The organism is Fictibacillus nanhaiensis (assembly GCF_049537595.1).
GTDB classification, from domain to species: Bacteria; Bacillota; Bacilli; order Bacillales; family Fictibacillaceae; genus Fictibacillus; species Fictibacillus nanhaiensis_F.
In genome coordinates, this window is record NZ_JBMULM010000001.1 from 889,364 (window position 1) to 915,739 (window position 26,376).

Below are 26,376 nucleotides of genomic sequence, written 5' to 3' on the forward strand. Positions count from 1 at the left end.
TTTTTTGTTATATTAAAGAACATCATAAGCGAAACACACATGGAGGATCACTAAGGTTAAAAGAATGATAAAATCAACAGCAGATGGAAATAGTATCGTCCTTAAAAGCTGAAAGACAATAAGTGGCGCAGTCAATTGTCCGATTGTTTGTTTAAGTGTTATAAACCACCCTGGAAAACGTGTTTTTCGAAAATATTTTCTAGACAAGACAAGCCCTCCATTCGCCCATTTTTTATACTTTATGCAGCAATATGATTAATGTGAAAGACAGGCTGTCACAAAAGAAGGGTTAAAAACATAGAATAACTTTTACAAGTTACGGCAATACTATTGACTAAAAACAGATAAGTTGTATAAAATATATTCAGATTCTATATTGTCGCGTAGACAGGGAATAGTACAACATAACACCTTTTAGAGAGAGGATTCATCTGCTGAAAGAATCCTTAAGGATAGTTAGTTGGAAGTCGCCCTTGAGCATCTTCTCTGAAACTCGAAGTAGGAGAAGACGGTCCATCCGTTATTCATGAGTGTACAGCAAGTTTATTTAGACTTGCCGTAAATAAAGGTGGTACCGCGGAGTCCTTTCGTCCTTTTTGACGAAAGGGCTTTTTTGTTTTTTAGAAATAAAGGAGGAGAATAGAATGACAAACGAACAGAAAGAACTGACGATGCCAACGAAATATGATCCGAAGGCTACAGAAGAAAATCGTTATGATTTTTGGTTAAAAGGCAAATTTTTTGAAGCGAAGAGTGAGGAAGGGAAACAGCCGTATACGATTGTGATTCCACCTCCTAACGTAACAGGGAAACTGCACCTCGGCCATGCATGGGATACAACACTTCAAGATATCTTAACTCGAACAAAACGTATGCAAGGATATGATGTTCTTTGGCTGCCTGGAATGGACCATGCGGGTATTGCGACACAAGCGAAAGTTGAAGGAAAGCTTCGTGAAGAAGGGATTTCTCGATATGACTTAGGTCGCGAAAAATTTCTAGAGAAATCTTGGGAATGGAAGGACGAGTATGCAGAGTTCATTCGTAAGCAATGGGCGAAACTAGGACTCGGTCTAGATTATTCACGTGAACGCTTTACATTAGATGAAGGATTGTCTGAAGCTGTTAAAGAAGTTTTCGTTACACTTTATGAAAAAGGTTTGATCTACCGTGGTGAGTATATCATCAACTGGGATCCGAAGACCAAAACTGCTCTTTCTGATATTGAAGTTATCCACCAAGATGTTCAAGGTGCGTTCTATCATATGAAATATCCATTAGCTGATGGATCTGGACATATTGAAGTAGCTACAACTCGTCCTGAGACGATGCTCGGTGATACAGCGATCGCCGTACATCCGAAAGATGAGCGTTATCAACATTTAATCGGCAAAAAAGCGATCCTGCCAATCGTTGGACGTGAGATCGAAATTGTTGGAGATGATTATGTTGATATGGAATTTGGTTCAGGCGCTGTAAAAATTACACCTGCGCATGATCCGAATGATTTTGAAATCGGAAACAGACACAACCTTGAGCGTATCCTTGTAATGGATGAAGGCGGTCAGATGAACGACAATGCTGGTGCTTACCAAGGACTAGACCGATTTGAGTGTCGAAAGCAGATCGTTAAAGATCTTCAAGAGCAAGGTGTATTATTCAAGATCGAAGAGCATATTCATTCTGTTGGTCACTCTGAGCGTAGTGGAGCAGTCGTTGAACCATATCTTTCTACACAGTGGTTTGTAAAGATGCAGCCGTTAGCAGATGAAGCGATCAAGCTTCAAAAAGGTGAAGATAAGATTAACTTTGTTCCTGATCGCTTTGAGAACACGTATATGCGTTGGATAGAAAACATTCGTGACTGGTGTATCTCTCGCCAACTTTGGTGGGGTCACAGAATCCCTGCATGGTTCCACAAAGAAACGGGAGAGATCTATGTTGGTAAGACAGAACCGAAAGATCCGGAGAATTGGGAGCAGGATACAGATGTTCTAGACACGTGGTTCTCATCTGCTCTGTGGCCGTTCTCAACGATGGGGTGGCCTGACGAGGAAGCAGCTGATTACAAGCGCTACTTCCCAGGAAACGTACTAGTAACAGGTTACGACATCATTACGTTCTGGGTTTCAAGAATGGTCTTCCAATCGATCGAGTTTACGGAACAAAAGCCGTTTAACGATGTACTGATTCACGGTCTCGTTCGTGACTCCGAAGGAAGAAAGATGAGTAAATCACTAGGCAATGGTGTTGATCCGATGGATGTTATCGAGAAGTATGGCGCGGATGCATTGCGTTTCTTCTTATCTACAGGAAGTTCACCAGGAAACGACCTTCGTTTTTATTGGGAAAAAGTAGAGTCTACTTGGAACTTTGCTAATAAGATCTGGAACGCGTCTCGTTTCGCATTGATGAACATGGATGGCATGCAATACGATGAGATTGATCTGAGCGGAAAAAAATCGTTAGCAGATCAATGGATTCTGACTCGATTAAATGAGACGACAGAAGGTATCACACGTTTGATCGATGCTTACGAATTCGGTGAAGTGGGACGTCTGCTCTATAACTTTATCTGGGATGACCTATGTGATTGGTATATTGAAATGGCTAAACTTCCACTCTATGGAGAAGACGAGGAAGCGAAGAAAACAACTCGTTCTGTTCTAGCTCACGTGTTAGATCAAACGCTTAGATTGCTTCATCCTTTCATGCCTTTTATTACAGAAGAAATCTGGCAGCACTTGCCTCATAAAGGCGAATCAATCACGATTGCTGAATGGCCAGAAAAGCGGGAAGACCTTCATTTCCCTGAAGCAGCAAAAGAGTTTGCGCTTATTACTGAAGTGATCCGTTCAGTTCGTAACATTCGTTCTGAAATGAACGTTGCACCTAGTAAGCCGATCGAACTGCAGATCAAACCAAAAAATAAAGAAATTCTTACAGCTCTTGAATCAAATCGTCACTATTTAGTTCGCTTCTGTAACCCCGGTGAACTCATCATCTCAGATGAAATCTCAGCACCTGAGAAGAGCATGAGCACAATTTTAACTGGTTTAGAAATGTACCTTCCACTTGAAGGGTTGTTAAATATTGATGAAGAAATTAAGAGACTTGAAAAAGAAGCAGAAAAATACGCGAAAGAAGTAGAACGCGTACAGAAAAAATTAAGCAATGAAGGTTTTATGAAGAAGGCGCCTGAAAAGGTTATAGAAGAAGAGCGTGCAAAAGAAGCGGATTATCAAGAAAAATATGATAACGTATTGGCACGTATTAAAGAACTTCAAAGCTAACACATCATCTATATGAGGCGAATCCTTATTTCAGCAGGGATTCGCCTTCTTTATGGTTAAGGAAAGGCGGAATTAACGTGGATACATATCGAGAAGCATTAGAGTGGATTCATAGTTTGTTAAAATTTGGTATAAAACCAGGACTGAAACGAGTTGAATGGCTTTTAGAACGAACTGGAAATCCTGAAAAAAAGATAAGAAGTATACATATTGCTGGGACGAACGGTAAGGGATCGACTGTAGAATATATTAGAAGCATCATGAATGAAGCGGGTTATTCGGTAGGTACATTTACATCTCCTTATCTCATTTCCTTCAATGAGAGAGTTTCGCTGAACAGAATACCTATTTCAGATGAAGAGCTGCTTCATTATGCAAGAATTGTAAAACCGCTCGTTGAAGAAGTTACTTTAACGGATCTAGGCAGTCCTACTGAGTTTGAAGTGATTACCGTCATTTCTCTGCTTTACTTCGCTGATAAACAACCTGATATCGTTGTATACGAAACGGGTCTTGGAGGTCTATACGATTCTACTAACGTGATAACACCTATTCTATGCCTCATCACAAATATAGGGTTTGATCATATGGGCATACTCGGTGAGACGCTTAAAGAGATAGCCTTTCAAAAGGCCGGGATCATCAAGCAGGATGTACCCGTTATTACAACAGCCGATCAATCTGAAGCACGTGAAGTCATCCAACTGAAAGCGAAAGAAATGAATGCAGAGAACTACTTCCTTGCTCGTGATTTTTCTATTGAACTTATTGAGAGTACAAATAGTGGTGAAAGATTTATCTATACAGATACAGAAAGTAAAAAAAGTATGGAATTTGACATTTCTATGAAGGGAACGCACCAGATCAAGAATGCAGGATTAGCGGTTGCAGCTGTTAAGTATCTAACAAGATCTCATAGGTTCGAAGTTTCGCTCTCTAGGATAACGGATGGACTACGTAGGGCAAATTGGGCTGGAAGATTTGAAAAAGTATCACATTCACCCGATATAATAATTGACGGAGCTCATAATGAACAAGGTGTTGCAGCGCTTAAACAAACGCTGAACAATCATTATGGAGAAAAGCGAATCTTTCTTTTGTTTGCGGCTTTAGAGGATAAGGCGTATGCAACGATGTTGCAGGACTTAGTCAGTGTCGTTTACGAAGCATGTTTTACGACCTTTGATTTTCCAAGAGCAGCATCTGCAGAACAATTATTGAGAGAAAGCCCGCTGGAAAATTCATATAGCATCCCTTCTTGGAGTGAGGCATTACAGCATGTAAAAGACCAATTACAGAAAGATGATGTTCTCATTATTACAGGATCGCTATACTTTATTTCAGAAATTAGAAAAACATTTCAAAATTTGGAATAACATTTATTGTAATTTTTAGAACTTTTGATAAAATAAAAGATAATGAATTTGTCCTAGTAAAAAAGATGTGTATTTTAAACGTTCATTATATGAAAGGGGGGACAAGGTAATGGCTTCTCGAATGGCAAATCACAACAAACGAATGCTTCTTACAGTGGCATGGATTTTCCTATTTCCACTCGCAATTTGGACGGCTGTTCAGATGACGAGTAATCAGCCTAATATCAATGTAGTCGATCTTGGTATCATAAGTTTTTTAGCGATCGTTGTATCTTGTTTCCCGATCAAAGTAATGAATACGAACATCTCCTTCATGTCAGGTATTAATCTAGCTGTGTTTCTATACTATGGGCTGACTGTTGCTTTATATATGACATTGTTGTCTGTTTTAGCCATGTTTATTTCACTAAAGGTTCATGTCATAAAAGAATATTACAGATATATGGCGAACACCCTCATGTTTTCGTGGTTAATCATCTGCGAAAGCACTGTCTTTCATCTCTTAGGAGGTGAAGTGGGACCGTTTGCAGGAGACGAATCTATTAATCTGATTCCTGTAGTGGCCTATGTATTAACGGGGTTAGTCTTAAATCACGTTGGTCTTTACTTCATCGTAAAAGTACTATACGAAGAAGATGTTGCTTTTTTTGAACGTGATGCAGTTTGGGACTTTGTATCTGAAGTTCTAGCTATTCCTGTAGGTCTCATGCTATATGTTCTATACTCTCAACTGGGGCGCCCAGGAATCTTCTATGTCGGTCTACCTTTTCTATCATTATCTATCATTATTAACCTCTATCATGTTAGTCAACAGATTAACGATGCTCTTCAAAAAGCGAGTGAGATCGGGCAGCAGCTTTCTGAACATTTAAAGGTAAACCATATACTAGATGTTTTTATAGAAAGACTAATTGGTTTTATGAATGTTGATTTTGCTTTCATATATGATGCTGATGCAGGTGAACATCTGAAAATCATTCGTCAATATGAAAGTGAAGAAGGGATTCTCACCACAGTACCTATAAAAAAACACGAAGCGATCAGTGGAAGAGTTTGGTCGACAGGTAAGAGTATCCGTTATAGCAAATTGAAGCCATGGAGACAGATATCAGACGTTTTCTTTCAAGGAAAAGCACATTCTGTACTCTCCGTTCCGATGATCAGAAATCAAAAGATCGTAGGTATTATCACTTTTGCTTCAAAAGAAAAGCACGCTTTTCAAAAGCATCACTTGATCATCCTTGAGATCTTAGCAAACTATTTAGCAGTAGCGATCGATAATGCAAGAAACTACGAATCCACAAAGTTAAAAAGTGAACAATGTCCTTTAACGGGTTTATATAATTACCGATATTTCGAGAGCATTCTAACCGAAATGTACCAGAACTATGAATATTTCAGAAAGCAGTTCTCAATTATCTTATTGGATATCGATCACTTCAAAAAAGTAAATGATACATATGGTCACCAAAGCGGAAATGAAGTATTGATCCTCTTGGCTAGAAGGCTAGAAGAATTTATTGGTGATCGAGGAACGGTCGCAAGGTATGGTGGAGAAGAATTTATTATCTTGCTGCCTGAATCAGGAGACAGAGCAGGTATCCAAGTAGCTGAACAACTCCGTTCTGTTATTTCAGATCAAGGATTTGATATACATAATGACCTCACCGATCAATGTAGACATACCATCTACATAACAGCTAGCATCGGTGTTGCAACCGCTCCTCATCAAGGAGAAGATGCACTCACATTAGTACGAAACGCAGATCGCGCCATGTATACAGGCGCAAAACAACAAGGAAGAAATAAAGTTGCCGCTTATATCGGTTAAGAATCTAGGGAGTATTACCCCTAGATTTTTTTATGTTCCTACCTTTTTCTTGTTCTATTAAAAAGAAAAAAGCATATGTTTTAGTAGATGATAGAGAGGAGCGGATGATATGAAACAAGAGATATCCATCTTAATCAATGGTAAAGAAACGAACTATAGTGAAGATCAAACACCTGTTAACGAGCAACCCGTTCATAATGATGAGGTTGCTGCTGCCATCGAGGAAGTGAACAGAGGAGGATATACGATTCTGGCAACTTCTCTCAAGAAACGTGAAAACTTTTTCAAAAGAAAGAACGAACTGGTGTTAAACAAGAGGACAAGCTTCCTTGTTCCGAATAATGGGAAAGGCTTCCCTATGCAAATTGTTGCAGCAATAATGGGGGCTATCGTTACGGGAACCATTTTAGGGATATTAGTCTTAACGGTATTCTCTTCAGATATTACGGAAGCTGGAGATAAAGTGACAGAAACTTCAACAGTTCAAACAGAAAAAGCAGCTGATACTGGCAAATCTGTAACGATAAGGCCGATAAGATTAGATTTCTCGGCACTGCAAGCGGGTGTTTTCTCATCAAAGGATCGAGCTGAAGGAGTTGTGAAATCAATAGAAGAAAAAGGGTTTTCAGCAGTTATTTTTAAATCGGAAGAGAAGTATTCTGTAATTGTTGGCATTGGTAATGAGAAGCATCAATTAGATAAATTTAATGATGCTTACCAAAAAGAAATGGATAAGCCGCTTTTTAAATCGCTCTCGTTTTCTTTTGATCAATTGAAAACACCAACAAAGTTAGATGAAACCTATTTTACGAATGGTCAGATTCTACTTCAAAATACACTCACCCTTTCACAGATGCCAGAAGCAAGTGGATCTGGTCTTGATCGCACACTGAGCGATTTTAACAAGTGGAAAGAGTATGGAAAAGGGCAAAAAGGCAAGTGGAGTGAACGTACAACGAAAGCAGCATCAGATTTTGAAAAGCAGCTTGAAGGTGCTTTTCTAGCGTTAAAGGATTCAAAAAAGGGAGAGCTGAACTGGGCTTTTCAGCAAAAAGTAATGGATAGCCTGCAGTCATACACGAAGCTGCTTGCAACATTAGAGTAAAAGGCTGTTTTCGTAAACTTTGTTGTTTGTGGAAGTAGTTAATTTCCGTTCCAGGAGCTCGCTTTCCGTGGGGCAGACGGTGAGCCACATTCGTACGTTTCACTCTTAAGTGTCTCACCTGTCTAGTTGCAGTGGCTAGACCCTCGAGGTCAAAAGTTAAATAGACCATGAAGGCAAAAAGCGCCTTCCTTGTCCATTCACCTTTTGCTTGTCGGGGCTGGACGAGCCACTTCCACTTTTCGGACTGCCCGCCTGTCCCACAGGAGTCTCGCACCTTCCACTCCAATTACCTTTCAAAGGAGACAAGGATTTGAAAGCAACGGTCTTTTAGAAATGAAAAAACTAAAGGAACTTAGGGTATGGCTCGATTGAGTCATACCTTTTTAAGTGTCGGACAAGATTGAGTATAATCGGCTAAAACATAATGTCTTGATTAATAGGTTTTTAAGAATTTTGTCGGAATTCGTCAATGAATTTAATCATTTGCCCACATAAAATCCGGTAAAGAACCGAAAAACTAATAGAAGTATGTTTTTCGGCGTAATTTGTCTAATTTTAACAAGTTTGCTATTGTAAATCTGTACGTAATTATACACCAATGAATTAGATGAAAGGTGATTACATGAAACGCCTCATATTAGCCTCTGCTTCACCTCGAAGATATGAACTTCTGTCATTAACGCTTCTTCCATTTGAAACGTATCCAAGTACACTTGAAGAAAAAATGGATCTTTCCCTTACTCCAAGTCGATTGGTTGAATCACTGGCTGAACAAAAAGCTGCTGACATTTTTACTCAAAAACCAGATTGTGTGGTCTTAGGTGCAGATACAATTGTATCTTATCAGAATAATCGTCTTGGCAAACCGAAGGATCGGATTGAAGCTGCCGAAATGTTAAGGATGCTCTCAGGTCAAACACATGAAGTTTACACGGGAGTCTGTTTAATAGATCAAACAAAAAAAGTGATTTTCTCTGTTAAGACAAGTGTTACTTTCTACACTTTAGATGAAAATACGATTGATTGGTATTTAAACACCGGTGAACCATTTGATAAAGCTGGCAGTTATGGAATCCAAGGGTCTGGATCGCTATTAGTTGAGAAAATCGATGGTGATTACTTCAATGTTGTAGGATTACCGATCTCTAAGGTGGTTCGATCACTAAAAGATTTCGGATTTTCATTCACCGAGTCAGTCACGACGACTGAATAATAGGGGGGACGTAAGTGGTTACGAAGCCGCTTATGATAAAAGATTACCCATTACAGGAGAGGCCGCGAGAAAGACTTTTAAATGATGGTCCTGAAGCGCTCTCCAACTATGAATTGTTAGCTATTCTTTTAAGAACGGGTACGAAGCAAATGTCGGCTATCCAGCTTGCCCATCATATCATTCAGCAATTTGAAGGATTAAGGCAGCTAAAAGAAGCAACAATTGGTGAATTGAAAGAGATCAACGGTATAGGATCTGCAAAAGCAGTGGAACTGATGGCTGCTATCGAGCTTGGAAAACGTATCAGCCGTCTTCAGTTTGAAGAAAGGTACACGATACGTTCACCTGAAGATGGAGCTCGATATCTGATGGATGAACTGCGTTTTTTACAGCAAGAACACTTCGTTTGTTTGTATTTAAACACTAAAAATCAAGTGCTTTATAAAAAAACAGTATTTATAGGAAGTCTGAATACCTCTATTGTACATCCGCGAGAAGTATTTAAAGAAGGCTTTAAACGCTCTAGTGCTTCAATCATATGCTTTCATAATCATCCGAGCGGTGATCCTGCTCCAAGCAGGGAAGATATTGAAGTAACAAAAAGATTAGTAGAGTGCGGAAAGATGTTGGGAATTGAAGTGTTAGATCACATCATAATCGGTGATCAAAGATACGTAAGTTTAAAAGAAAAAGGATATGTTTAACATTGTCTTTTGTTTCTTTTTTAGCGTATAATCAAACTTATGAGTTTTGCTTGATGAAAGGAGTCTACATAAATGTTTGGTGGATTTTCAAGAGATTTAGGAATTGATTTAGGAACTGCAAACACACTTGTTTACGTGAAGGGCAAGGGTGTTGTTGTGCGTGAACCTTCCGTTGTTGCTTTGCGTACTGACACAGGTTCAATTGAAGCAGTAGGTAATGCTGCAAAGAATATGATTGGACGTACTCCTGGTAATATCGTTGCCGTACGACCAATGAAAGATGGAGTTATTGCTGATTTTGAAACAACAGCTACAATGATGAAATATTTTATTCAGCAAGCCCAAAAAAACCGCTCTGTTTTCGCACGTAAACCTTATGTGATGGTCTGCGTACCATCAGGAATTACTGCAGTTGAAAAACGTGCGGTAGAAGATGCGACTAAACAAGCAGGAGCTCGTGAAGCTTATACGATTGAAGAACCTTTTGCTGCTGCGATTGGTGCAGATCTTCCTGTATGGGAGCCAACAGGAAGCATGGTCGTTGATATCGGTGGAGGTACGACTGAAGTTGCAATTATTTCACTAGGTGGAATTGTTACAAGCCAGTCTATCCGCATTGCTGGAGATGAAATGGATGACGCAATCATTGCTTACATTAAAAAGACTTACAATCTTATGATCGGTGAAAGAACAGCTGAAACACTTAAACTAGAAGTCGGTTCAGCTGGTGCGCCTGATGGTATCGAGGATATGGACATCCGAGGTAGAGATTTGTTGACAGGTCTTCCAAAAACGATTACGATTACGGCGGAAGAAGTTTCCAGTGCGTTGCGTGATACTGTTAATAGCATCATGGATGCTGTTAAAGTAACTCTTGAGAAAACACCACCTGAACTTGCTGCTGACATTATGGATCGTGGTATTGTTCTAACTGGTGGAGGTGCTTTATTAAGAAACTTGGATAAAGTAATCAGTGAAGAGACGAAGATGCCTGTTATCGTGGCTGAGAACGCGTTGGATTGTGTAGCAGTTGGGACTGGCCGTGCGCTTGAAAACCTGCACCTTTTTAAATCCAAGGCTGGTATAACTTCTAGATCTAAATCCAAGTAAGTAGGTGTATTTTCATGCCACATTTTTTTTCGAATAAACGCCTTATCATTCTACTAGTCAGTATTATTATTCTAGTAGCTCTGATTGGTTTTTCGATGAAAAAAAGGGAAAGCCTAACCTTACCTGAACAGTTTTTAAAAGATTCTGCAGGACTAACACAAACGATTTTCTATAAACCCGCTAATACACTAGCGGGTTTCTTTGAGAATTTAGCTGAAATGAAGCAGCTCTACAAAGAGAATCAAATGTTAAAAGCTAGGTTAGATGAGTACGCAAAACTTTATGTACAGTATGAGGAAGCTAAAAAAACAAACGAAACACTAAAAGCACAATTAGACAAAGAAGAAGATCTCACCGATTTTAAAGTGAGAGAAGCGACTGTGATCGGCCGTTCCCCTGACCAATGGAACCAATTCATCTACATTAATAAAGGGGAAAAAGATGGTATTAAACCAAAGATGGCAGTCATTTCACCGCAAGGATTTATTGGAAAAGTTACTAATGTGTCCTTGTTCCAATCAACGGTTCAGTTGATCAGTGATAATGACCGTACGAATCGTTTCTCTGCCATCGTTCAAGGTGAGAAGAACATCTTTGGAACGATCGAAGGTTATGATGCAAAAAAACAGGCGCTAGTGTTTAAAAAGATTCCTGTAGATGCAAAGATCAAGAAAGGCCAAAAGGTTATTACTTCTGGTCTTGGAGATGTCTTTCCGCCCAACCTGCTCATCGGAGAAGTAATTGATATTGAACCAGATGAAGTGGGCTTGACGCAAACGGCATATTTAAAGCCTTCAGCAGATCTTTATGATATTGATCATGTGATGGTGCTTGAACGTGAAATGCCTGCAGTGGATGAAAGTTTAAGAGAAAAGGAGGAAGAATGATGAAAAAAGTCTTTCTTCCTTTTCTTATCTATTTAGCTTTTATAAGTGAAAGTTCTTTAGTACAAGCTTTCTTGCCTCAGGATAATAGTATGGATTGGCAGCTGGTTCCTCGTTTTTCAATGGTATTGATCTTGTTTGTTGCCATATATGTAAACACGACATACGGACTTTTGTATGGTCTTGCTTTCGGTCTGCTCACTGACCTTTTGTATACAGACATCATTGGTGTGTATTTGTTTTCAATGGCTGCTACAGCATACATTACATCAATTTTTTCAAGATATTTATTTGGGAACTTGATCGTGACGTTGCTTCTGTCCGTAGTAGGGGTTTCCATTTTAGAGTTTTTTGTATACGGTTTGAACAGTCTTATAGGAATCAGTACTCAGATGTTAGATGTATTCTTGTATAAAAGATTGTTGCCTACCCTCATCTTAAACGGTTTCTTTGCGATACTCATTTATTATCCGTTTGTAAAGCAGTTGAACCAAATAAAGGATACTCTAAAAGAAAACTAACTTCTGCAAAGAGGAATTTAGACCTAGCTGTCGAATGTTAGTACGTTGAGGTGAACAATGGCAATGGTACAAAAACTCCAGCACAACGTTACAATTAAAGGAACAAAAGACGGCCTCGTTTTATTGTTGGATGATAAGTGTTCCTTCGATCTATTAGTCGAGGAGCTTAATGATAAATTAAACGCCGGAAGCAGCCAAATGTTAAACGGCCCTGTCATATCCGTTAGAGTAAAAGCAGGGAATCGTTATTTGACAGCTGAACAAGAAGAGAAATTAATAGAAGTCCTTAAACAAAAAGAAAATCTTATTCTAGATCACATTGAGTCAGAGGTTATTACAAAAGCTGAAGCAGAAGAGATGAGAAAAGATGCTCAAGTAGTAACCGTTTCAAGAGTCGTCAGATCAGGTCAGGTGCTTGATATTCAAGGAGACTTGCTTCTGATCGGCGATGTTAATCCTGGTGCAACAGTTATGGCAACAGGAAACATTTATATTCTTGGTTCGCTAAAAGGAATCGCTCACTGCGGCACAAAAGGCAACGAAGAAGCGATCATTGCAGCATCCGTAATGAAACCTTCTCAACTCAGGATTGCTCACCATATTAATAGAGCGCCAGACTCTTATCCCGAACTAGGAAATGAGATGGAGTTTGCTTACATATCCAATGAAGAAAAACAGATTCGTATTGATCGGATCAGTGCTGTTCATCGACTAAGACCTAAACTGAACAGTTTGCTATAGAAAGGGGAATGAAGCATGGGAGAAGCGATAGTCATAACGTCTGGGAAAGGTGGAGTCGGTAAAACGACGACTTCTGCCAATTTAGGGACTGCTCTAGCTCTTTCTGGAAAAAAAGTTTGCCTTGTAGATACAGATATCGGGTTGAGAAACTTGGATGTATTGATGGGACTTGAGAATCGCATCATCTATGATCTTGTTGATGTTGCAGAAGAACGCTGCAAACTTAAACAAGCATTAATAAAAGATAAGCGCTTTGAGTGTTTGTACCTGCTCCCAGCAGCTCAAACAAAAGATAAATCTTCCATTACCCCTGAACAAGTGAAAAAGATCGTTCAGGAATTAAAACAAGATTATGATTATGTGATTATTGACTGTCCTGCAGGTATCGAACAAGGTTTCAAGAATGCCATTGCAGGTGCAGATAAATCAATTGTTGTAACGAACCCTGAAACTGCTTCTATGCGTGATGCTGACCGCATTATCGGGCTTTTAGAACAAGAGGATATGGAACCGCCTAAACTTATTGTGAATCGTCTGCGTAATCATCTTGCTAAGAACGGTGATATGTTAGATGTGGATGAGATCGTTTCGGTACTTTCCATCGAACTCCTTGGAGTCGTGATCGACGATGAGAACGTGATCAAAGCTGCGAACAAAGGTGAACCCGTTGCGTTACAGCCTGACTCGAAGGCTTCAATCGCGTACCGAAATATCGCAAGAAGAATATTAGGTGAGTCTGTTCCGCTTCTATCTTTAGAAGAAGATAAAGGTTTCTTTGGAAAGATCAAGACATTATTAGGTATGAAATAAGCATCGGCTTCTCGCTGATGCTTTTTTTTTATTGGCTTATTTCTATGTAGATTTGAAAGTGGTTGATTTCCGTTCCAGGATGCTCGCTTTCCGCGGGGCGACCGGTGAGCCCCTTGCCGCTTTGCGCCATTAAGGGTCTCACCTGACCGCTCGTCCCGCAGGAGTCTCGCACCTTACACTCCAATCACCTTGTCAAAGATGTTTTTGAAAACTTTTTAACACACGCTTTGTTGTTTCTAACTGCTGTTATTTACTTTTCAGGATGCTTGTTTTTAAACCTTGAGCCATCTCGCATTTAGGTGTAGAAAGCATCTGTGCTGTCTTGTTTTCAAACAAACATACTAGAGAGAGCCTTCGCATGCCCCTATGAGAAGCTAGGAAAGTGGTGTTACACTCCATTCATTCCAATCTCGATGTATTTGGAGCTTTTGGATTTCTTCTTTTGCAACATATGCAAGTTGATTGGAGCGGAAGGTTGCCGACTCCTATGGGACGAGCGGTCAGGTGGAGACTCCTAACGGCGTGAAGCGGCAGGAGGCTCACCGTTCGCCCCATGGAAAGCGAGCAACCTGGAGCGGAACTCAACTACTTACTAAAGCAGTTGAGTTCTCATAAACTTTTAATTTTCATGCTGCACAAATCATCAAACCATTTACTCATATCTCCAACGGACAAGTCATAGGATGTACATATATGAGAAAAATGGAGGAACGGTTATGAAAAATAGAGCAGATGAAATCCGAAAGAAGTACGGTAATATTTCTAAGAACGGCAGTTCAAAAGAAAGTAGCAGCTCGGTTATCCCATCCAGGGACGTACCGGAAAAATCTCATCCTCTATTCAACCGTCATGCCATGTTAATGCAGATCATGTTTTCAATTATCTTATTCTTAATAGTAGGAATCGCATTTAAGAATAATAATGATCATACCGTACAGGCACAAAAGTTTATCAAACACGTCTATCAAGATGAGTTTCAGTTTGCGGCTGCAAAAGATTGGTATGAAGATAAATTTGGGAAACCGCTAGCCTTGTTCCCAAAAGATAAGTTACAGAAAGAAAAGAAATCAGAAGAAGTCAGTGAAGTATTTGCTGTTCCTGCAGATGGGAAAGTTTACGAGACGTTTAGTACAAACGGCAAAGGAATTGTTATCGAAACAGGTAAAGAAGAAGATGTTGAAACAGCGAAAAGTGGTTACATTGTTTATGCTGGGAAAAAAGAAGATCACGGATATACGGTAATTATTCAACACGCAGATGAACAAGAATCGTGGTATGGAGATCTTAAGGAAATTGATAAGTCCATAAAACTTTACAATTACGTAGAGAGTGGAACGCGATTAGGTAAAGTGTCAGAGAGCAAAGATGGGAAGTCGGGTAAATTTTATTTTGCGATAAAAAAAGACAAGAGCTTTATTGATCCTAGTAAGGTGATTGATATTGATTAAATTAATAATCGAATTCATACGAAAAATAAAGATCAATCCCGCCTTTTGGGTTGTCATTTTTGGTGCAGTCTATACAGGGCACTTTAGGGAGATCATCGTTTGGTTTTTCGTAGTTCTAATTCATGAGATGGGTCATTTTGCTGGTGCCCGTCTTTTTAATTGGAGAGTTTCAAGAATAGACCTTCTTCCATTTGGAGGAGCGGCAGTAGTTGAAGAACATGGAACACGTCCGTTTCATGAGGAGGTGTGGGTGGCTGTTCTAGGTCCGCTTCAGCACATTTGGCTTACAGGCGTTGCTTATGTCTTAAATCTGTCGAACATCATCTCTCCTGATGATTTCTATTGGTTTTTTATTTTGAATCTAACGCTTTTCTTATTTAATCTTCTTCCAATATGGCCACTGGATGGTGGAAAAGTGTTATTTGCGTTTGTCTCGAAATGGGTTCCATACAGGGAAGCGCAACAGAAGTTTTTAATAGGTTCCGGGGTATTGTTACTAATTTGTAGTGTTTGGCAGATTTCATTACAGCCATCACACTTAAACCTTTGGGTAATCTGTCTTTTCTTAGGGTTAGCTCATATTCTTGAATGGCGCAGCAGACATTATGTTTTCATGCGATTCTTGCTGAACAGATTACAACAATCAAACGTTAGAGATACCCGTACGCTTATCGTTCCTCCTACATGGTCACTCTCAAAAGTCACCCATCAACTAGTAAAAGGAGTTTCGCATTCTATCGTCATCAAGAACTTTAATCCTACAACAATCAATGAAAAGCAACTCTTAGAAGCTTATTTTCATAATCATTCTCCTGAGTGTGCAATTGGAAAAGTTTTTCGTTAGAATAGATACAGAGCAAAAAACAGGGAGATGTGAATGGAACGATGCAGCGTGTAGTAATCAATGCGATAGGAATGGAAAAACGAACGGCTTTAATGGAGAATGAAAAACTGATTGAATGTGCCGTTCATAGACCAACCAAAAGTCCGTCAACAGGAAACATCTATAAAGGTAAAGTACAAAAAGTATTACCGGGTATGCAAGCAGTGTTTGTAGATATTGGAACGAGCAAGAATGGCTTTCTTCATAAAGACGATCTGCCTGCTTATCAACAGCTTTCTGGTGAAGAGCAAAAGAAAGTATCCATATCAAATCTTATAAAAGAAGGGGAATCTATCCTTGTACAAGTCGTTAAAGAAGAGACTGGAGATAAGGGTGCCAAATTAACGGCCCTCATCTCGTTTACAGGGCATCTGCTCGTTTATTTTCCTTTCACGCCTCACATTGGTATATCAAAAAAAATAAAAGAATCTCATCGCGCAAAGCTGCAGGCCTGGGGAGATTCTGTCATAAATAGTAACGAAGGATTGATCATTCGAACGGGTTGCGAAGAATTTCCTGAAGCAGAAATGAATCAAGAGCTTGAGAGCCTGAGAAGACAGTTAAATGAAGTACAAAAGAACTTTGATGCCAAAAAAGCACCTGCCCTAATTGTACAACCATATTTTTTCTATCCACTTTTAGAGAGATGGCTCAATCCTCACGTCGAAGAAATTTTAGTGGATGACTATAATACTTATCATCATGTCAAAGAGTATGCGGCTTCTTTTCAAAATCCATTCAAAGTTAAGTTGTACAACGAAAAAGAACCCCTTTTTCGTAAATTAGGAATTGAAACAGATATAGAAAAAACTCTATCACCGCTTATATGGTTGAAGAATGGGTCTTCTCTATATTTTAATGTGACAGAAGCTCTAACTGTGATTGATGTAAATACTGGTAAGTTCACTGGAAAAAAAGATCGCTCCAAGACTATAGTTGAAACAAATAAGATCGCTGCAAATGAAATTATGAAACAGCTTCGACTACGTAACATTGCTGGCATGATCGTCATTGATTTTATTACCATGCAATCAAACGAAGACAAAGAACAAGTCCACAAAATTATGCGTGAAGCTTTAAGAAAAGATTCTGCTACTATGATTTTGCATGGCTTTACGCAAATGGGTTTGTTTGAGATGACTAGAAAAAAAGAAAGACCTTCAATACTTGAGACTCTTGCTACAAAGTTTGATCGCCATATGATGGATGGATATATTCTTCGCCCTGAAACCTTTTATTATGAGATGGATCGTTTAATGAAAGAATACACATACGAAGACAATGACGCCTTATGGATTGATGTGCCACGCCACTTTTCTGATTGGTTGAAGAAAAACCCTGAAAAACTGAAGCATCTAGAAAAACAGCATGAAATTTCTGTGATTGTATCTATCGGTTCGTCAAACCGGGAAATGGTAGTCAGACAATCAGGAAAAATAGATGAAATAAGAAGCAGGATGTTGAAAGATTCACATTGACATGAGGGTGCCAAACATGGTATCCTTTTTTCGTTAGTGTTTGGAGCACCCGCTCCAACCGCACAGACCAGGTTTTAAGTATTTTATATACACCTGGGATGGCGAGTCTGAGTATAAGAGGAGGTGCACGTTGATGTACGCAATTATTCAAACTGGTGGTAAGCAAGTTCGAGTTGAAGAAGGTCAAGCGATCTATGTTGAAAAACTAGATGTTGAAGCTGGAGCGTCAGTAACATTCGAGGATGTATTGATGGTAGGTGGAGATAGCTTGAAAGTAGGAGCTCCTTTAGTTGAAGGTGCTACAGTTACGGCAACAGTTGAAAAACATGGCCGTGGCGAAAAAGTGGTTGTCTACAAGTTTAAGGCGAAGAAGAACTATCGTCGTAAGCAAGGACACCGTCAACCATACACAAAAGTTGTGATTGAAAAAATTAACGGGTAATTCTCATGATTCTAGTTTCTATATACAGGAACAAAGATCAAGACATACTTTCGTTTACGATGGAAGGACATGCTGATTACGCTCCACATGGCCAAGATTTGGTTTGTGCAGCAGCTACAGCGGTGTCGTTCGGTACGATCAATGCAATAGAAAAACTTTGCGGCTATGAGCCAGAAGTAACTACTCATGAAGATGGTGGTTTTCTAACGTTAAACGTACCGGGGAATCTTAATGATTCTATACATCAAAAAACACAGTGGCTTTTGGAAGGCATGGTTGTATCCCTTGCTTCAATTGAAGAAGGATACAGCGAGTATATAAAATTGACTGAACATGAAGGAGGTGCAACGAATGCTTAAATTAAACCTTCAATACTTTGCCTCTAAAAAAGGGGTAGGTAGCACAAAGAATGGTCGTGACTCACAGTCTAAGCGTCTAGGCGCTAAGCGTGCTGATGGACAATTCGTTTCTGGTGGTTCAATTCTTTACCGTCAACGTGGTACTAAGATCTATCCTGGTACAAACGTAGGTAAAGGCGGAGATGACACACTATTTGCTAAGGTAGACGGAGTTGTACGTTTCGAACGTTATGGCCGTGACCGCAAAAAGGTAAGTGTTTACCCAATCGCGCAAGAAGCGTAAGAGGGAGATGAAAACTCTAACCAGATTGGTTAGAGTTTTTTCTTTGCTTTGTTAGAGTATTAAGTACTGCGCTAAATTTGTTGGTGTAAGGTATAGCCCTATTAAAAGGAAAGGCTAGGAGTGCGATGATGTCAAACAAATGGACAACTGTCGATCTTTTGCGCCACGCCAGGCATGACTGGCTTAACCAGCTACAGCTTATTAAAGCAAACCTATCACTTGGCCGCACAGAGCGGGCAAAAGAGATTATGAATGAAGTTATTGAACTATCACGGGAAGAATCAAGAATCTCTAACCTGAAAACCCCGAATTTATCGGAGTACTTATTAACATATAACTGGTTGAAGCATCCGGTGAAATTGTATGGAAAAGTAAATGGTGAAAGCGGGGATTTCAGCTTATTTGAAGAGGAATTGTTACATACGACGAAAGAAGTATGTGATGTGTTGAATAATTCCATTTCGGGTTATGATGAATACTCACTTACTGTTACATTTGATCCTGCAGCTCTTCGAGTTTGTTATACCTTTCAAGGGATGCTAACAGATGAGAAGGATACGTATGAAGTATTGAGAAATATTTTTTCAACACATAAAAGCATGTTACTCATCGAAAGCTATAATCAGGAAAATAAGTGTTATTTTGATATTCAGTTAACTTCCTAATGGAAGGAGGAGAATGAAATGTTTGTCGATCAGGTCAAGATTTATTTAAAAGCAGGTGACGGCGGAAACGGTATGGTTGCATTTCGCCGTGAAAAATACGTTCCAGACGGTGGTCCTGCAGGTGGTGACGGAGGAAAAGGAGCAAACGTAATTTTTGAAGTAGAAGAAGGATTACGTACGCTAATGGATTTTCGTTACAACCGTCATTTTAAAGCCCCTCGAGGTGAACATGGTATGTCTAAGGGCATGCATGGAAAAAAAGCGAACGATATGATTGTTAAAGTTCCTCCGGGCACTGTCGTGACAGATGCTAACACAGGAGAGACGATTGCTGACCTTGTGCATCATCAGCAACAAGCGATCGTCGCTAAAGGCGGTAGAGGCGGCCGTGGAAACACTCGTTTTGCTACTCCTGCAAATCCGGCTCCAGAAATTGCTGAGAACGGTGAACCAGGTGAAGAACGAGAAGTAACATTAGAATTAAAAGTCTTAGCTGACGTAGGATTAGTAGGGTTCCCAAGCGTTGGGAAATCAACTTTCTTATCCATTGTTTCAGCTGCAAAGCCGAAAATTGCCGAGTACCATTTTACAACGATCACTCCTAACTTAGGAGTTGTTGCTGTTGAAGATGGAAGAAGCTTTGTAATGGCTGACCTTCCAGGTTTGATCGAAGGTGCTCACGAAGGTATTGGACTTGGTCATCAATTCTTAAGACATATTGAACGAACACGTGTTATTCTACATGTTATCGACATGTCTGGAATGGAAGGGCGAGATCCTTATGATGATTTCGTGAAAATTAACGATGAACTTAATCAGTACAACATGCGATTGATGGAACGTCCACAGATAGTTCTAGCAAACAAAATGGACATTCCAGGTGCTGAAGAAAACCTTGAGATTTTTAAAGAAAAAGTGGGAGAAGACGTTAAAGTATTCCCAATTTCTGCGATTTCACGTCAAGGTATCAGAGAAGTACTTTTCACAACAGCAGATACTCTTGAGGTAACACCTGAGTTCCCACTGATTCATGATGATGGTGGGGAACAGCAAAGAGTTCTATACAAGCATGAAAAAGAAGATGCTGGTTTCTATATTACTCGTGACCCTGCAGGTATTTTTGTTATCAATGGTCCGAAGATTGAAAAGCTGTTCAAGATGACAGACTTTTCTCGAGAAGAGGCAACAAAGCGTTTTGCAAGACAGATGCGTACTCTTGGTGTAGACCAAGCTTTACGTGATCGTGGAGCAGAGCATGGCGATGTTGTTCGAATCCTCAAATATGAGTTTGAATTTATCGATTAAAAGTAGGCAGCCTACCGTGTAGGCTGTCTTTATTTTATACAAATGTCCGTGTGAGATAGACATAGGAAGCCAATCCTATTATAATAAAGGTAAGAAAGTCACCGGAGGAAAGCCAAATGAAAAATGACCAGCAATATTATATGGTAAGAGAAGATGTTTTGTCTGAATCTATGCAAAAAGCGCTGGAAGCAAAGTCTCTCTTAGAACGAGGAAAAGTAAAAACAGTAGCAGAAGCCGCAGAAAAAGTGGGTTTGAGCAGAAGTGCATTTTATAAATATCGCGATGGTATCTTTCCGTTTCATACGATGGTAAAAGAAAAGATCATTACACTTTCGCTCCACCTTGAAGACAGATCCGGTGCCCTGTCAAGCTTGTTAACAGTAGTTGCTTCGCAAGGATGTAACGTATTAACGATCAATCAGACGATTCCCTTGCAAGGGCGTGCTCATATTACATTGACGATTGAAACGAACATGCTTCAAGGAGATATGAAGGACTTGTTGAGCACTTTGAACCGGATGGAAACAGTGGAACGAGTTGAAGTAGTAGGAACTGGCGCATGAAAAAAATCCCTGGCTGATACAGCTAGGGATTTTTTTGCTTATAATAAGAAGCCTTTTTCCTTTAAGGCACCACAAACCTTATCAAGTTTCTCTTCAGAATCTGATGAAAGAGTGTGCATGTGGATGCCTTCTGTTAATTCACTTAGAAGGCTGGCATTTGTTTCTCTTAGGCGTTTGATCAAATCTTCAACATCCTTACGAGTTGAGAGTTTGAGTGAAGCTTTTATATCCCCATAGACAGGGTGTTCAACCGTCACATCTTCGACTGTAACTCCGTAATCTACGATTGTTAAGAGTTCGTTTGTCGTTTCTTCTGGTGGATGATTGGAAGCAATCACGCGAGAGTACTGTTTGTTTGAGTCGTTCTTTAGGTAAATATAACCTTGAGCTGTTGCCATTATCGGCTCACCGCTTGCTTTTAAAAGGGACATGTCTTGTACGATTACCTGTCTACTAACATTCGTTTTCGAGGCGAGAATAGAACCACTAAGTGGCTTGTCAGCGCTCATTAACCAAGCTATGAGCTGCGAACGTCTCTCATCACCTTTTAATTTCTCGTTACTCATCTTGTTATTACCTCACTAACGGATCTGAATGTATTTGTTATTTCAATAAGTGCTTTGCCAAGTAAAGTGATTTCTTCAGAAGTTGTTTGATGACTGGTCGATACTCTCACTAATTCATGAGCTTCACTCTCAGTTCTTCCAAGTGCAAGTAAAGTTTTAGAAGGTGCCTGCTGTCCATTCTTGCATGCTGATCCTGTTGAAACAGCGATTTTTAAACGATCAAGTTCTTGCATCATAATCTGACCTTCCATCCCTTTAGCTCGGATTGGAATGATGAAAGGAGAGCTGTCATCAAAGCCTTCAAAGACTATGTTCTTATTTATAAGTATAGACGATAAAAGTAGTTTTCGCATGTTAACAGCATGCTGATAGTGTTCATGCTGTAGTTGAAATGCCTCTTCTGCTGCTGTTACAAAAGCTGTTACTGACGGGAGATCAACGGTACCTGCTCGGAATCCCCGTTCATGTGTGACTTCAGCTAGAAGAGGAGCTATGTGAACGGATGGAGAAATGTATACAGCACCGGTTCCTTTTGGTCCGTTTACCTTGTGTGCAGACATAGTAAAAGCATCAATAGACATAGAACGAAAATAACTATTATCCCATTTTCCGAATGATTGAACACAATCGCTATGAAACAAAACATCACGTTCTTTTAATCGTTCACTGATCTCTTTAATATTCTGTACGATCCCTGTCTCACTGTTCACATGCTGAATGGTGACAAGAGTGGTATCTGGTCGAATTGAGGACAGCAGCGTATTAATCGATATCTTTCCATTTTTTTGTACGGGTATTCTAGTTATCTCATACCCACTCTTCTCTAAGAATTTTAGTACATAATCAACAGAAGGGTGTTCGATATTTGATGAAATAATGTGTTTACCTTTATCGTTTGCTCCATGTGCTAAAGAAGTAATAGCCAGAAAATTACCATCAGATCCGCCACCAGTAAAATAGATTCCCTCACTTTCTTTACCTAACAAGTCAGCTAAAGAACACCGAGCATGCTCCAATAAATCGCGAGCTGCCAGACCACCCTCGTGAAGACTCTCTGTATTTTGGAAATACGTTTTTGAAGTTTGTACGAAAGCGTTAAGCGCTGAATCAGACATTGGTGTAGTTGCTGCATAATCAAGATATATCAAGGTTTCCACCTCAGTTTTAATAAAATAGTTGTATCTAGTTTAAATCTATGTAAATATAGGTGTCAAGACACGTGTAAAGTTGAGGTGTTTTGTGTTTATGAAACATATAGAAGCAGATGTTTTAATTATCGGCGGAGGAATCGCTGGATTAATGGCTGCTGAATATTTAAGTTCGCATAAGAATGTGATAGTTATCACAAAGTTTTCTGCAGAGAAATCAAATTCATTTTTAGCTCAAGGTGGCATTTCTGCAGCAATAGATAAAGAAGACTCTTGGGCGGAGCATTTTTTAGATACTCTCAAGGCGGGGCACCATCATAACGACCAAGAGGCGGTCAAACAACTTGTGAAAGAAGGCGAGAGTGTCGTTCGTACACTGACTGAATGGGGAGTAAGTTTTGACAGACATGAGAACGGTTCTTTTATGCTGGGTAAAGAAGGCGGACACCATCGAAACCGTATTGTTCATGCTGGAGGAGATCAAACAGGTAAAAAAGTGATTGAAGCTTTAATTCGGCGAGTAAGAAAAAAGGTTAAGATGGTCAGCCATCAATATGCAGTTGACTTAATCATACAAGATCAAAAGTGTATCGGTGTGTATTGTAAGGATGACGAAAATCAAACCACGATTTTTCAAGCTGAAAATACAATATTAGCAGGTGGAGGTTATGCGGGAATCTATGGAACGACCTCAAATGCATATGGATCGGATGGGAGCGTTCTATGCATGGCTTACCGAGCCGGCGTAGAACTTTCTGACTTGGAGTTTGTCCAATTCCATCCAACCCTTTTATCAGGAAGAGTACCAGCAGGATTGATCACCGAAGCTGTTCGCGGCCAGGGTGGAATATTGGTCAATTCGAGTGGTGTTCCATTTATGGAGGATGTTCATCCGTTAAAAGACCTTGCACCGCGAGATATCGTATCTAAGAGACTCTTTCAAGAGATTCACGTTAACGGTGAGAGAGTTTTCTTGGATATTTCTTCGATTAAAGAATTTAAAAGTAAATTTCCTGGGGTGACGATGCTTTGCGAGAAAGCTGGTATCGATTTGAATAAAGGATTGATACCTGTATCTCCTGGTGCGCATTTTACGATGGGTGGAATCGTTACAGAGCGAACTGGAAAGACCTCATTGCGAGGGCTGTATGCGATAGGAGAGTGCGCGAATACGGGTGTACATGGTGCAAATCGATTAGCGAGTAATTCTCTTCTTGAAGGAGCAGTTTTTGCAAAAGAAGCAGCAAAGAGTATTCTTTCTTCAGAGGTAACGGATACGCGGCCTGCAATTGTAAAAAGAAAGATGTCGACCGATGAGAAATCTATTCAGCTTCCAAAACTTTTGCAAGAAGAAGAGATTCGACGTCTTATGGATAAATATGCGGGCATCATCAGAAGTGAAAAAGAATTGAAAAATGCTGCAAAAACCCTAGACCTCCGATCGTGGAGAACAGAACTGCTCAAAGAACCCCTCACTGTTATCAAAAGGTTCAATATGCAGACCATCGCATGGTTGACAGTAACAAGTTGCCTGAAGAGAGAAGAAAGCAGAGGAAGTCATTATCGCAATGATTTTCCTTCTCAGAATAATGAATGGAACTCAAAAAAAATAATAAGGAGTTTGTGGCATGATGAATCCATTATTGCTGAAAAAACAGCTGCAGGAATTTTTAATTGAAGATATTGGATCAGGAGACTTGTCAGCGTCTCTTTTTGAAGATCATACAGAAGTAACCGCAACGATTATGGCGAAAGAAAATGGAATAATGGCTGGTGGACAAATTCTATCTATAGGATATGAATTGATTGATAGCAGTATACAAACGAGTACTTTTGTCAACGAAGGAGAAAAGTTTGATGCAGGAACAGTATTAGCTGAAATCACGGGTAGAAGACAGAGTGTTCTATCTGGTGAAAGAGTCATACTAAACCTTCTGCAACGTCTGTCAGGTATAGCGTCGATCACTGCTAAAGCAGTCTCTTGTTGTGAAGGGGAAACTCGTATTTGTGATACCAGAAAGACTACACCAGGATTAAGAATGTTTGAAAAGTATGCGGTCCGATGTGGAGGAGGATACAACCACCGTTTTGGACTTTACGATACCGTAATGCTAAAGGATAATCACTTAGCGGGATTTCCTTCTATTCAAGAAGCGGTTGAAACGGCGCGTAAAAAGTGTGGGCACACCGTAAAGATAGAAGTAGAAACAGAGACGGAAGAACAAGTGATTGAAGCCGTCTTAGCTGGAGCGGATATTATCATGTTTGATAATTGCAGCCCCGAAGAGATTAAACAAAGACTTACACATGTACCTTCAAGTATTATAACGGAAGCCTCTGGTGGGATTACACTGGATGAGATTAAGAAGTATAGTGAAACCGGTGTTGACTACATTTCTCTCGGTTACTTAACTCACTCTTATAAAGCACTAGATATTAGCATGAATATTAAAGGAGTTGTAAAACATGACTTTATTAAAAACGTTTTCTAAAACAAATGTATTACCAGATCGATATAGCACCATGTCAGTTGAAGAAATGGAAGCTAGGGTTCACGAGATTAAAAGCAGTTTAGGAACGCGTTTGTTCCTTCCTGCTCATCATTATCAAAAAGATGAAATCGTTCAATTTGCTGATGTTACAGGTGACTCTCTTCAGCTTGCAAAAATTTCAGCAGAGAATAAAGATGCTGACTTTATCGTATTCTGCGGTGTCCACTTCATGGCTGAAACAGCTGACATGTTGAGTACTGACAATCAAACGGTCATTCTGCCAGATCTGAAAGCGGGCTGCTCGATGGCGGATATGGCGAATATTCATCAGACCGAGAGAGCTTGGGTTGAACTTCAAAAGCTTTTCGGTGATTCGATTCTGCCACTTACTTATGTGAACTCAACAGCGGAGATAAAAGCGTTCTGTGGGAAGAATGGAGGGGCTACAGTAACTTCTTCAAACGCTAAAGAGATGGTAAGCTGGGCTTTCGGTCAAAAAGAAAGATTGCTGTTTCTTCCGGATCAGCATTTAGGAAGAAATACTGCATTTGATCTTGGTATAGCACTAGAAGATATGGCGATCTGGGATCCGATCTCAAACCGATTGATCTATGAAGGTACGGATATTGAACAAATTAAAGTGATCCTATGGAAAGGCCATTGTTCTGTTCATGAAAAGTTTACAGTGGGTCAGATTGCCGACTTTAGAGAAAATCGTTCGGAGTTCCAGATTATTGTTCATCCAGAATGTACACATGAGGTTGTAAGAGCTAGTGACTTGAACGGATCTACTCATTTTATTATTGAGACGATCAAACATGCAGCACCAGGAACAAGCTGGGCTGTAGGAACAGAGATGAATCTAGTGAACAGACTTGCTCAACAATTCAATGACAAGAGAATCGTTTCATTAAACCCGAATCTATGCCCGTGCCTTACGATGAACCGAATTGATCTGCCACACCTTTTATGGGCGCTTGAAAATATAGTAGACGGACATGTAGAAAACGTTATTAAAGTAGATGAAGAAACAAAAAAATATGCAATCACAGCATTGAATCGAATGATGTAGTGTTTCTCCCCCTGTCATAACCTCCTTTTATGAGGCATAAATTGATAAAGGAATAATGTCACTTCTAATACGATGTAGCAATAT

The 26,376-nt window shown here is 39.7% G+C and carries 26 protein-coding genes and 2 other annotated features; of the genes, 23 read left to right on the forward strand and 3 right to left on the reverse strand.

The genetic code is table 11. The annotated features are described in order from the left end of the window. Positions 1-12 precede the first annotated feature (12 nt). Positions 13-207, reverse strand: coding sequence for a hypothetical protein (locus ACOZ9X_RS04355; RefSeq protein WP_197222642.1), 195 nt, complete (start codon positions 205-207; stop codon positions 13-15). 168 nt (positions 208-375) lie between these two features. Next, positions 376-598: a binding site (T-box leader), on the forward strand. 46 nt (positions 599-644) lie between these two features. Here ACOZ9X_RS04355 and ACOZ9X_RS04360 point away from each other — a divergent pair. The 20 genes from ACOZ9X_RS04360 to ACOZ9X_RS04455 all read left to right on the forward strand — a co-directional run bounded on the left by ACOZ9X_RS04360 (position 645) and on the right by ACOZ9X_RS04455 (position 21,014). Continuing rightward, entirely contained in the window at positions 645-3,293 is a 2,649-nt protein-coding gene (locus ACOZ9X_RS04360) for a valine--tRNA ligase (protein WP_423417164.1), read from the forward strand. Positions 3,294-3,370: 77 nt separating this feature from the next. Next, positions 3,371-4,669 carry a bifunctional folylpolyglutamate synthase/dihydrofolate synthase gene (locus ACOZ9X_RS04365; RefSeq protein WP_423417165.1) on the forward strand — a complete coding sequence of 433 codons (1,299 nt, stop codon included), beginning with the start codon at positions 3,371-3,373 and terminating at the stop codon, positions 4,667-4,669. Between the two features lie 109 nt (positions 4,670-4,778). Next, positions 4,779-6,500, forward strand: a complete 1,722-nt coding sequence (locus tag ACOZ9X_RS04370; protein ID WP_423417166.1) for a diguanylate cyclase — start codon at positions 4,779-4,781, stop codon at positions 6,498-6,500. 109 nt (positions 6,501-6,609) lie between these two features. Then, complete coding sequence (locus tag ACOZ9X_RS04375; RefSeq protein WP_423417167.1) at positions 6,610-7,605, forward strand: hypothetical protein; 996 nt, start codon at positions 6,610-6,612, stop codon at positions 7,603-7,605. 622 nt (positions 7,606-8,227) lie between these two features. Further along, on the forward strand, positions 8,228-8,818 hold the full coding sequence (locus tag ACOZ9X_RS04380) for a Maf family protein (RefSeq protein ID WP_423417168.1): 591 nt from the start codon (positions 8,228-8,230) through the stop codon (positions 8,816-8,818). A 32-nt stretch (positions 8,819-8,850) separates the two neighbouring features. Further along, entirely contained in the window at positions 8,851-9,522 is a 672-nt protein-coding gene (radC, locus tag ACOZ9X_RS04385) for a RadC family protein (RefSeq protein ID WP_144703339.1), read from the forward strand. A gap of 72 nt (positions 9,523-9,594) precedes the next feature. Next, complete coding sequence (locus ACOZ9X_RS04390) at positions 9,595-10,632, forward strand: rod shape-determining protein (protein WP_137788747.1); 1,038 nt, start codon at positions 9,595-9,597, stop codon at positions 10,630-10,632. 14 nt (positions 10,633-10,646) lie between these two features. Then, on the forward strand, positions 10,647-11,519 hold the full coding sequence (mreC, locus tag ACOZ9X_RS04395; protein WP_066396538.1) for a rod shape-determining protein MreC: 873 nt from the start codon (positions 10,647-10,649) through the stop codon (positions 11,517-11,519). Next, positions 11,516-12,037 carry a rod shape-determining protein MreD gene (gene mreD / locus ACOZ9X_RS04400; RefSeq protein WP_144698800.1) on the forward strand — a complete coding sequence of 174 codons (522 nt, stop codon included), beginning with the start codon at positions 11,516-11,518 and terminating at the stop codon, positions 12,035-12,037. Before mreC ends, mreD begins: the two co-directional genes overlap by 4 nt. A 63-nt stretch (positions 12,038-12,100) precedes the next feature. After that, positions 12,101-12,778, forward strand: a complete 678-nt coding sequence (gene minC / locus ACOZ9X_RS04405) for a septum site-determining protein MinC (protein ID WP_423417169.1) — start codon at positions 12,101-12,103, stop codon at positions 12,776-12,778. A gap of 15 nt (positions 12,779-12,793) precedes the next feature. After that, positions 12,794-13,588 carry a septum site-determining protein MinD gene (gene minD / locus ACOZ9X_RS04410; protein WP_066396533.1) on the forward strand — a complete coding sequence of 265 codons (795 nt, stop codon included), beginning with the start codon at positions 12,794-12,796 and terminating at the stop codon, positions 13,586-13,588. Between the two features lie 716 nt (positions 13,589-14,304). Further along, positions 14,305-15,036 (forward strand): peptidoglycan DD-metalloendopeptidase family protein, encoded by a 732-nt coding sequence (locus ACOZ9X_RS04415; RefSeq protein ID WP_423417170.1) that lies wholly within the window; start codon positions 14,305-14,307, stop codon positions 15,034-15,036. Beyond that, entirely contained in the window at positions 15,029-15,880 is an 852-nt protein-coding gene (locus ACOZ9X_RS04420; protein WP_423417171.1) for a site-2 protease family protein, read from the forward strand. The genes ACOZ9X_RS04415 and ACOZ9X_RS04420 overlap by 8 nt, the downstream gene beginning before the upstream one ends. 41 nt (positions 15,881-15,921) lie before the next feature. Then, a complete protein-coding gene (locus tag ACOZ9X_RS04425; protein WP_423417172.1) occupies positions 15,922-17,397 on the forward strand; it encodes an Rne/Rng family ribonuclease in 1,476 nt (491 codons plus the stop codon). 46 nt (positions 17,398-17,443) lie between these two features. Beyond that, positions 17,444-17,516: a sequence feature (ribosomal protein L21 leader region), on the forward strand. Between the two features lie 14 nt (positions 17,517-17,530). After that, the gene (gene rplU / locus ACOZ9X_RS04430; RefSeq protein WP_066396525.1) at positions 17,531-17,839 is read left to right on the forward strand and encodes a 50S ribosomal protein L21; all 309 of its coding nucleotides are present in this window, start codon (positions 17,531-17,533) and stop codon (positions 17,837-17,839) included. Between the two features lie 5 nt (positions 17,840-17,844). Further along, positions 17,845-18,198 (forward strand): ribosomal-processing cysteine protease Prp, encoded by a 354-nt coding sequence (locus ACOZ9X_RS04435; RefSeq protein ID WP_416729088.1) that lies wholly within the window; start codon positions 17,845-17,847, stop codon positions 18,196-18,198. Continuing rightward, positions 18,191-18,481, forward strand: a complete 291-nt coding sequence (gene rpmA, locus ACOZ9X_RS04440; RefSeq protein WP_066239506.1) for a 50S ribosomal protein L27 — start codon at positions 18,191-18,193, stop codon at positions 18,479-18,481. Before ACOZ9X_RS04435 ends, rpmA begins: the two co-directional genes overlap by 8 nt. Positions 18,482-18,609: 128 nt before the next feature. Further along, on the forward strand, positions 18,610-19,146 hold the full coding sequence (locus tag ACOZ9X_RS04445) for a Spo0B domain-containing protein (RefSeq protein WP_171005400.1): 537 nt from the start codon (positions 18,610-18,612) through the stop codon (positions 19,144-19,146). A gap of 18 nt (positions 19,147-19,164) precedes the next feature. After that, positions 19,165-20,451 (forward strand): GTPase ObgE, encoded by a 1,287-nt coding sequence (gene obgE / locus ACOZ9X_RS04450; protein WP_066396520.1) that lies wholly within the window; start codon positions 19,165-19,167, stop codon positions 20,449-20,451. A 116-nt stretch (positions 20,452-20,567) separates the two neighbouring features. Continuing rightward, positions 20,568-21,014 (forward strand): ACT domain-containing protein, encoded by a 447-nt coding sequence (locus tag ACOZ9X_RS04455; protein ID WP_066396518.1) that lies wholly within the window; start codon positions 20,568-20,570, stop codon positions 21,012-21,014. Between the two features lie 38 nt (positions 21,015-21,052). On the opposite strand, the gene ACOZ9X_RS04460 is transcribed toward ACOZ9X_RS04455, so the two are convergent. Both ACOZ9X_RS04460 and ACOZ9X_RS04465 read right to left on the reverse strand, forming a co-directional pair. Continuing rightward, positions 21,053-21,580 carry a transcription repressor NadR gene (locus ACOZ9X_RS04460; protein WP_423417173.1) on the reverse strand — a complete coding sequence of 176 codons (528 nt, stop codon included), beginning with the start codon at positions 21,578-21,580 and terminating at the stop codon, positions 21,053-21,055. Next, a complete protein-coding gene (locus tag ACOZ9X_RS04465; protein ID WP_423417174.1) occupies positions 21,577-22,728 on the reverse strand; it encodes an IscS subfamily cysteine desulfurase in 1,152 nt (383 codons plus the stop codon). Before ACOZ9X_RS04465 ends, ACOZ9X_RS04460 begins: the two co-directional genes overlap by 4 nt. A gap of 97 nt (positions 22,729-22,825) precedes the next feature. Here ACOZ9X_RS04465 and nadB point away from each other — a divergent pair, with 97 nt between their 5' ends. The 3 genes from nadB to nadA are packed head-to-tail and all read left to right on the forward strand — an operon-like array spanning position 22,826 to position 26,292. After that, the gene (gene nadB, locus ACOZ9X_RS04470) at positions 22,826-24,406 is read left to right on the forward strand and encodes an L-aspartate oxidase (protein ID WP_423417175.1); all 1,581 of its coding nucleotides are present in this window, start codon (positions 22,826-22,828) and stop codon (positions 24,404-24,406) included. Then, positions 24,360-25,220, forward strand: coding sequence for a carboxylating nicotinate-nucleotide diphosphorylase (gene nadC, locus ACOZ9X_RS04475; protein ID WP_423418220.1), 861 nt, complete (start codon positions 24,360-24,362; stop codon positions 25,218-25,220). The genes nadB and nadC overlap by 47 nt, the downstream gene beginning before the upstream one ends. After that, positions 25,195-26,292, forward strand: coding sequence for a quinolinate synthase NadA (nadA, locus tag ACOZ9X_RS04480; protein WP_423417176.1), 1,098 nt, complete (start codon positions 25,195-25,197; stop codon positions 26,290-26,292). Before nadC ends, nadA begins: the two co-directional genes overlap by 26 nt. Positions 26,293-26,376: the final 84 nt, after the last annotated feature.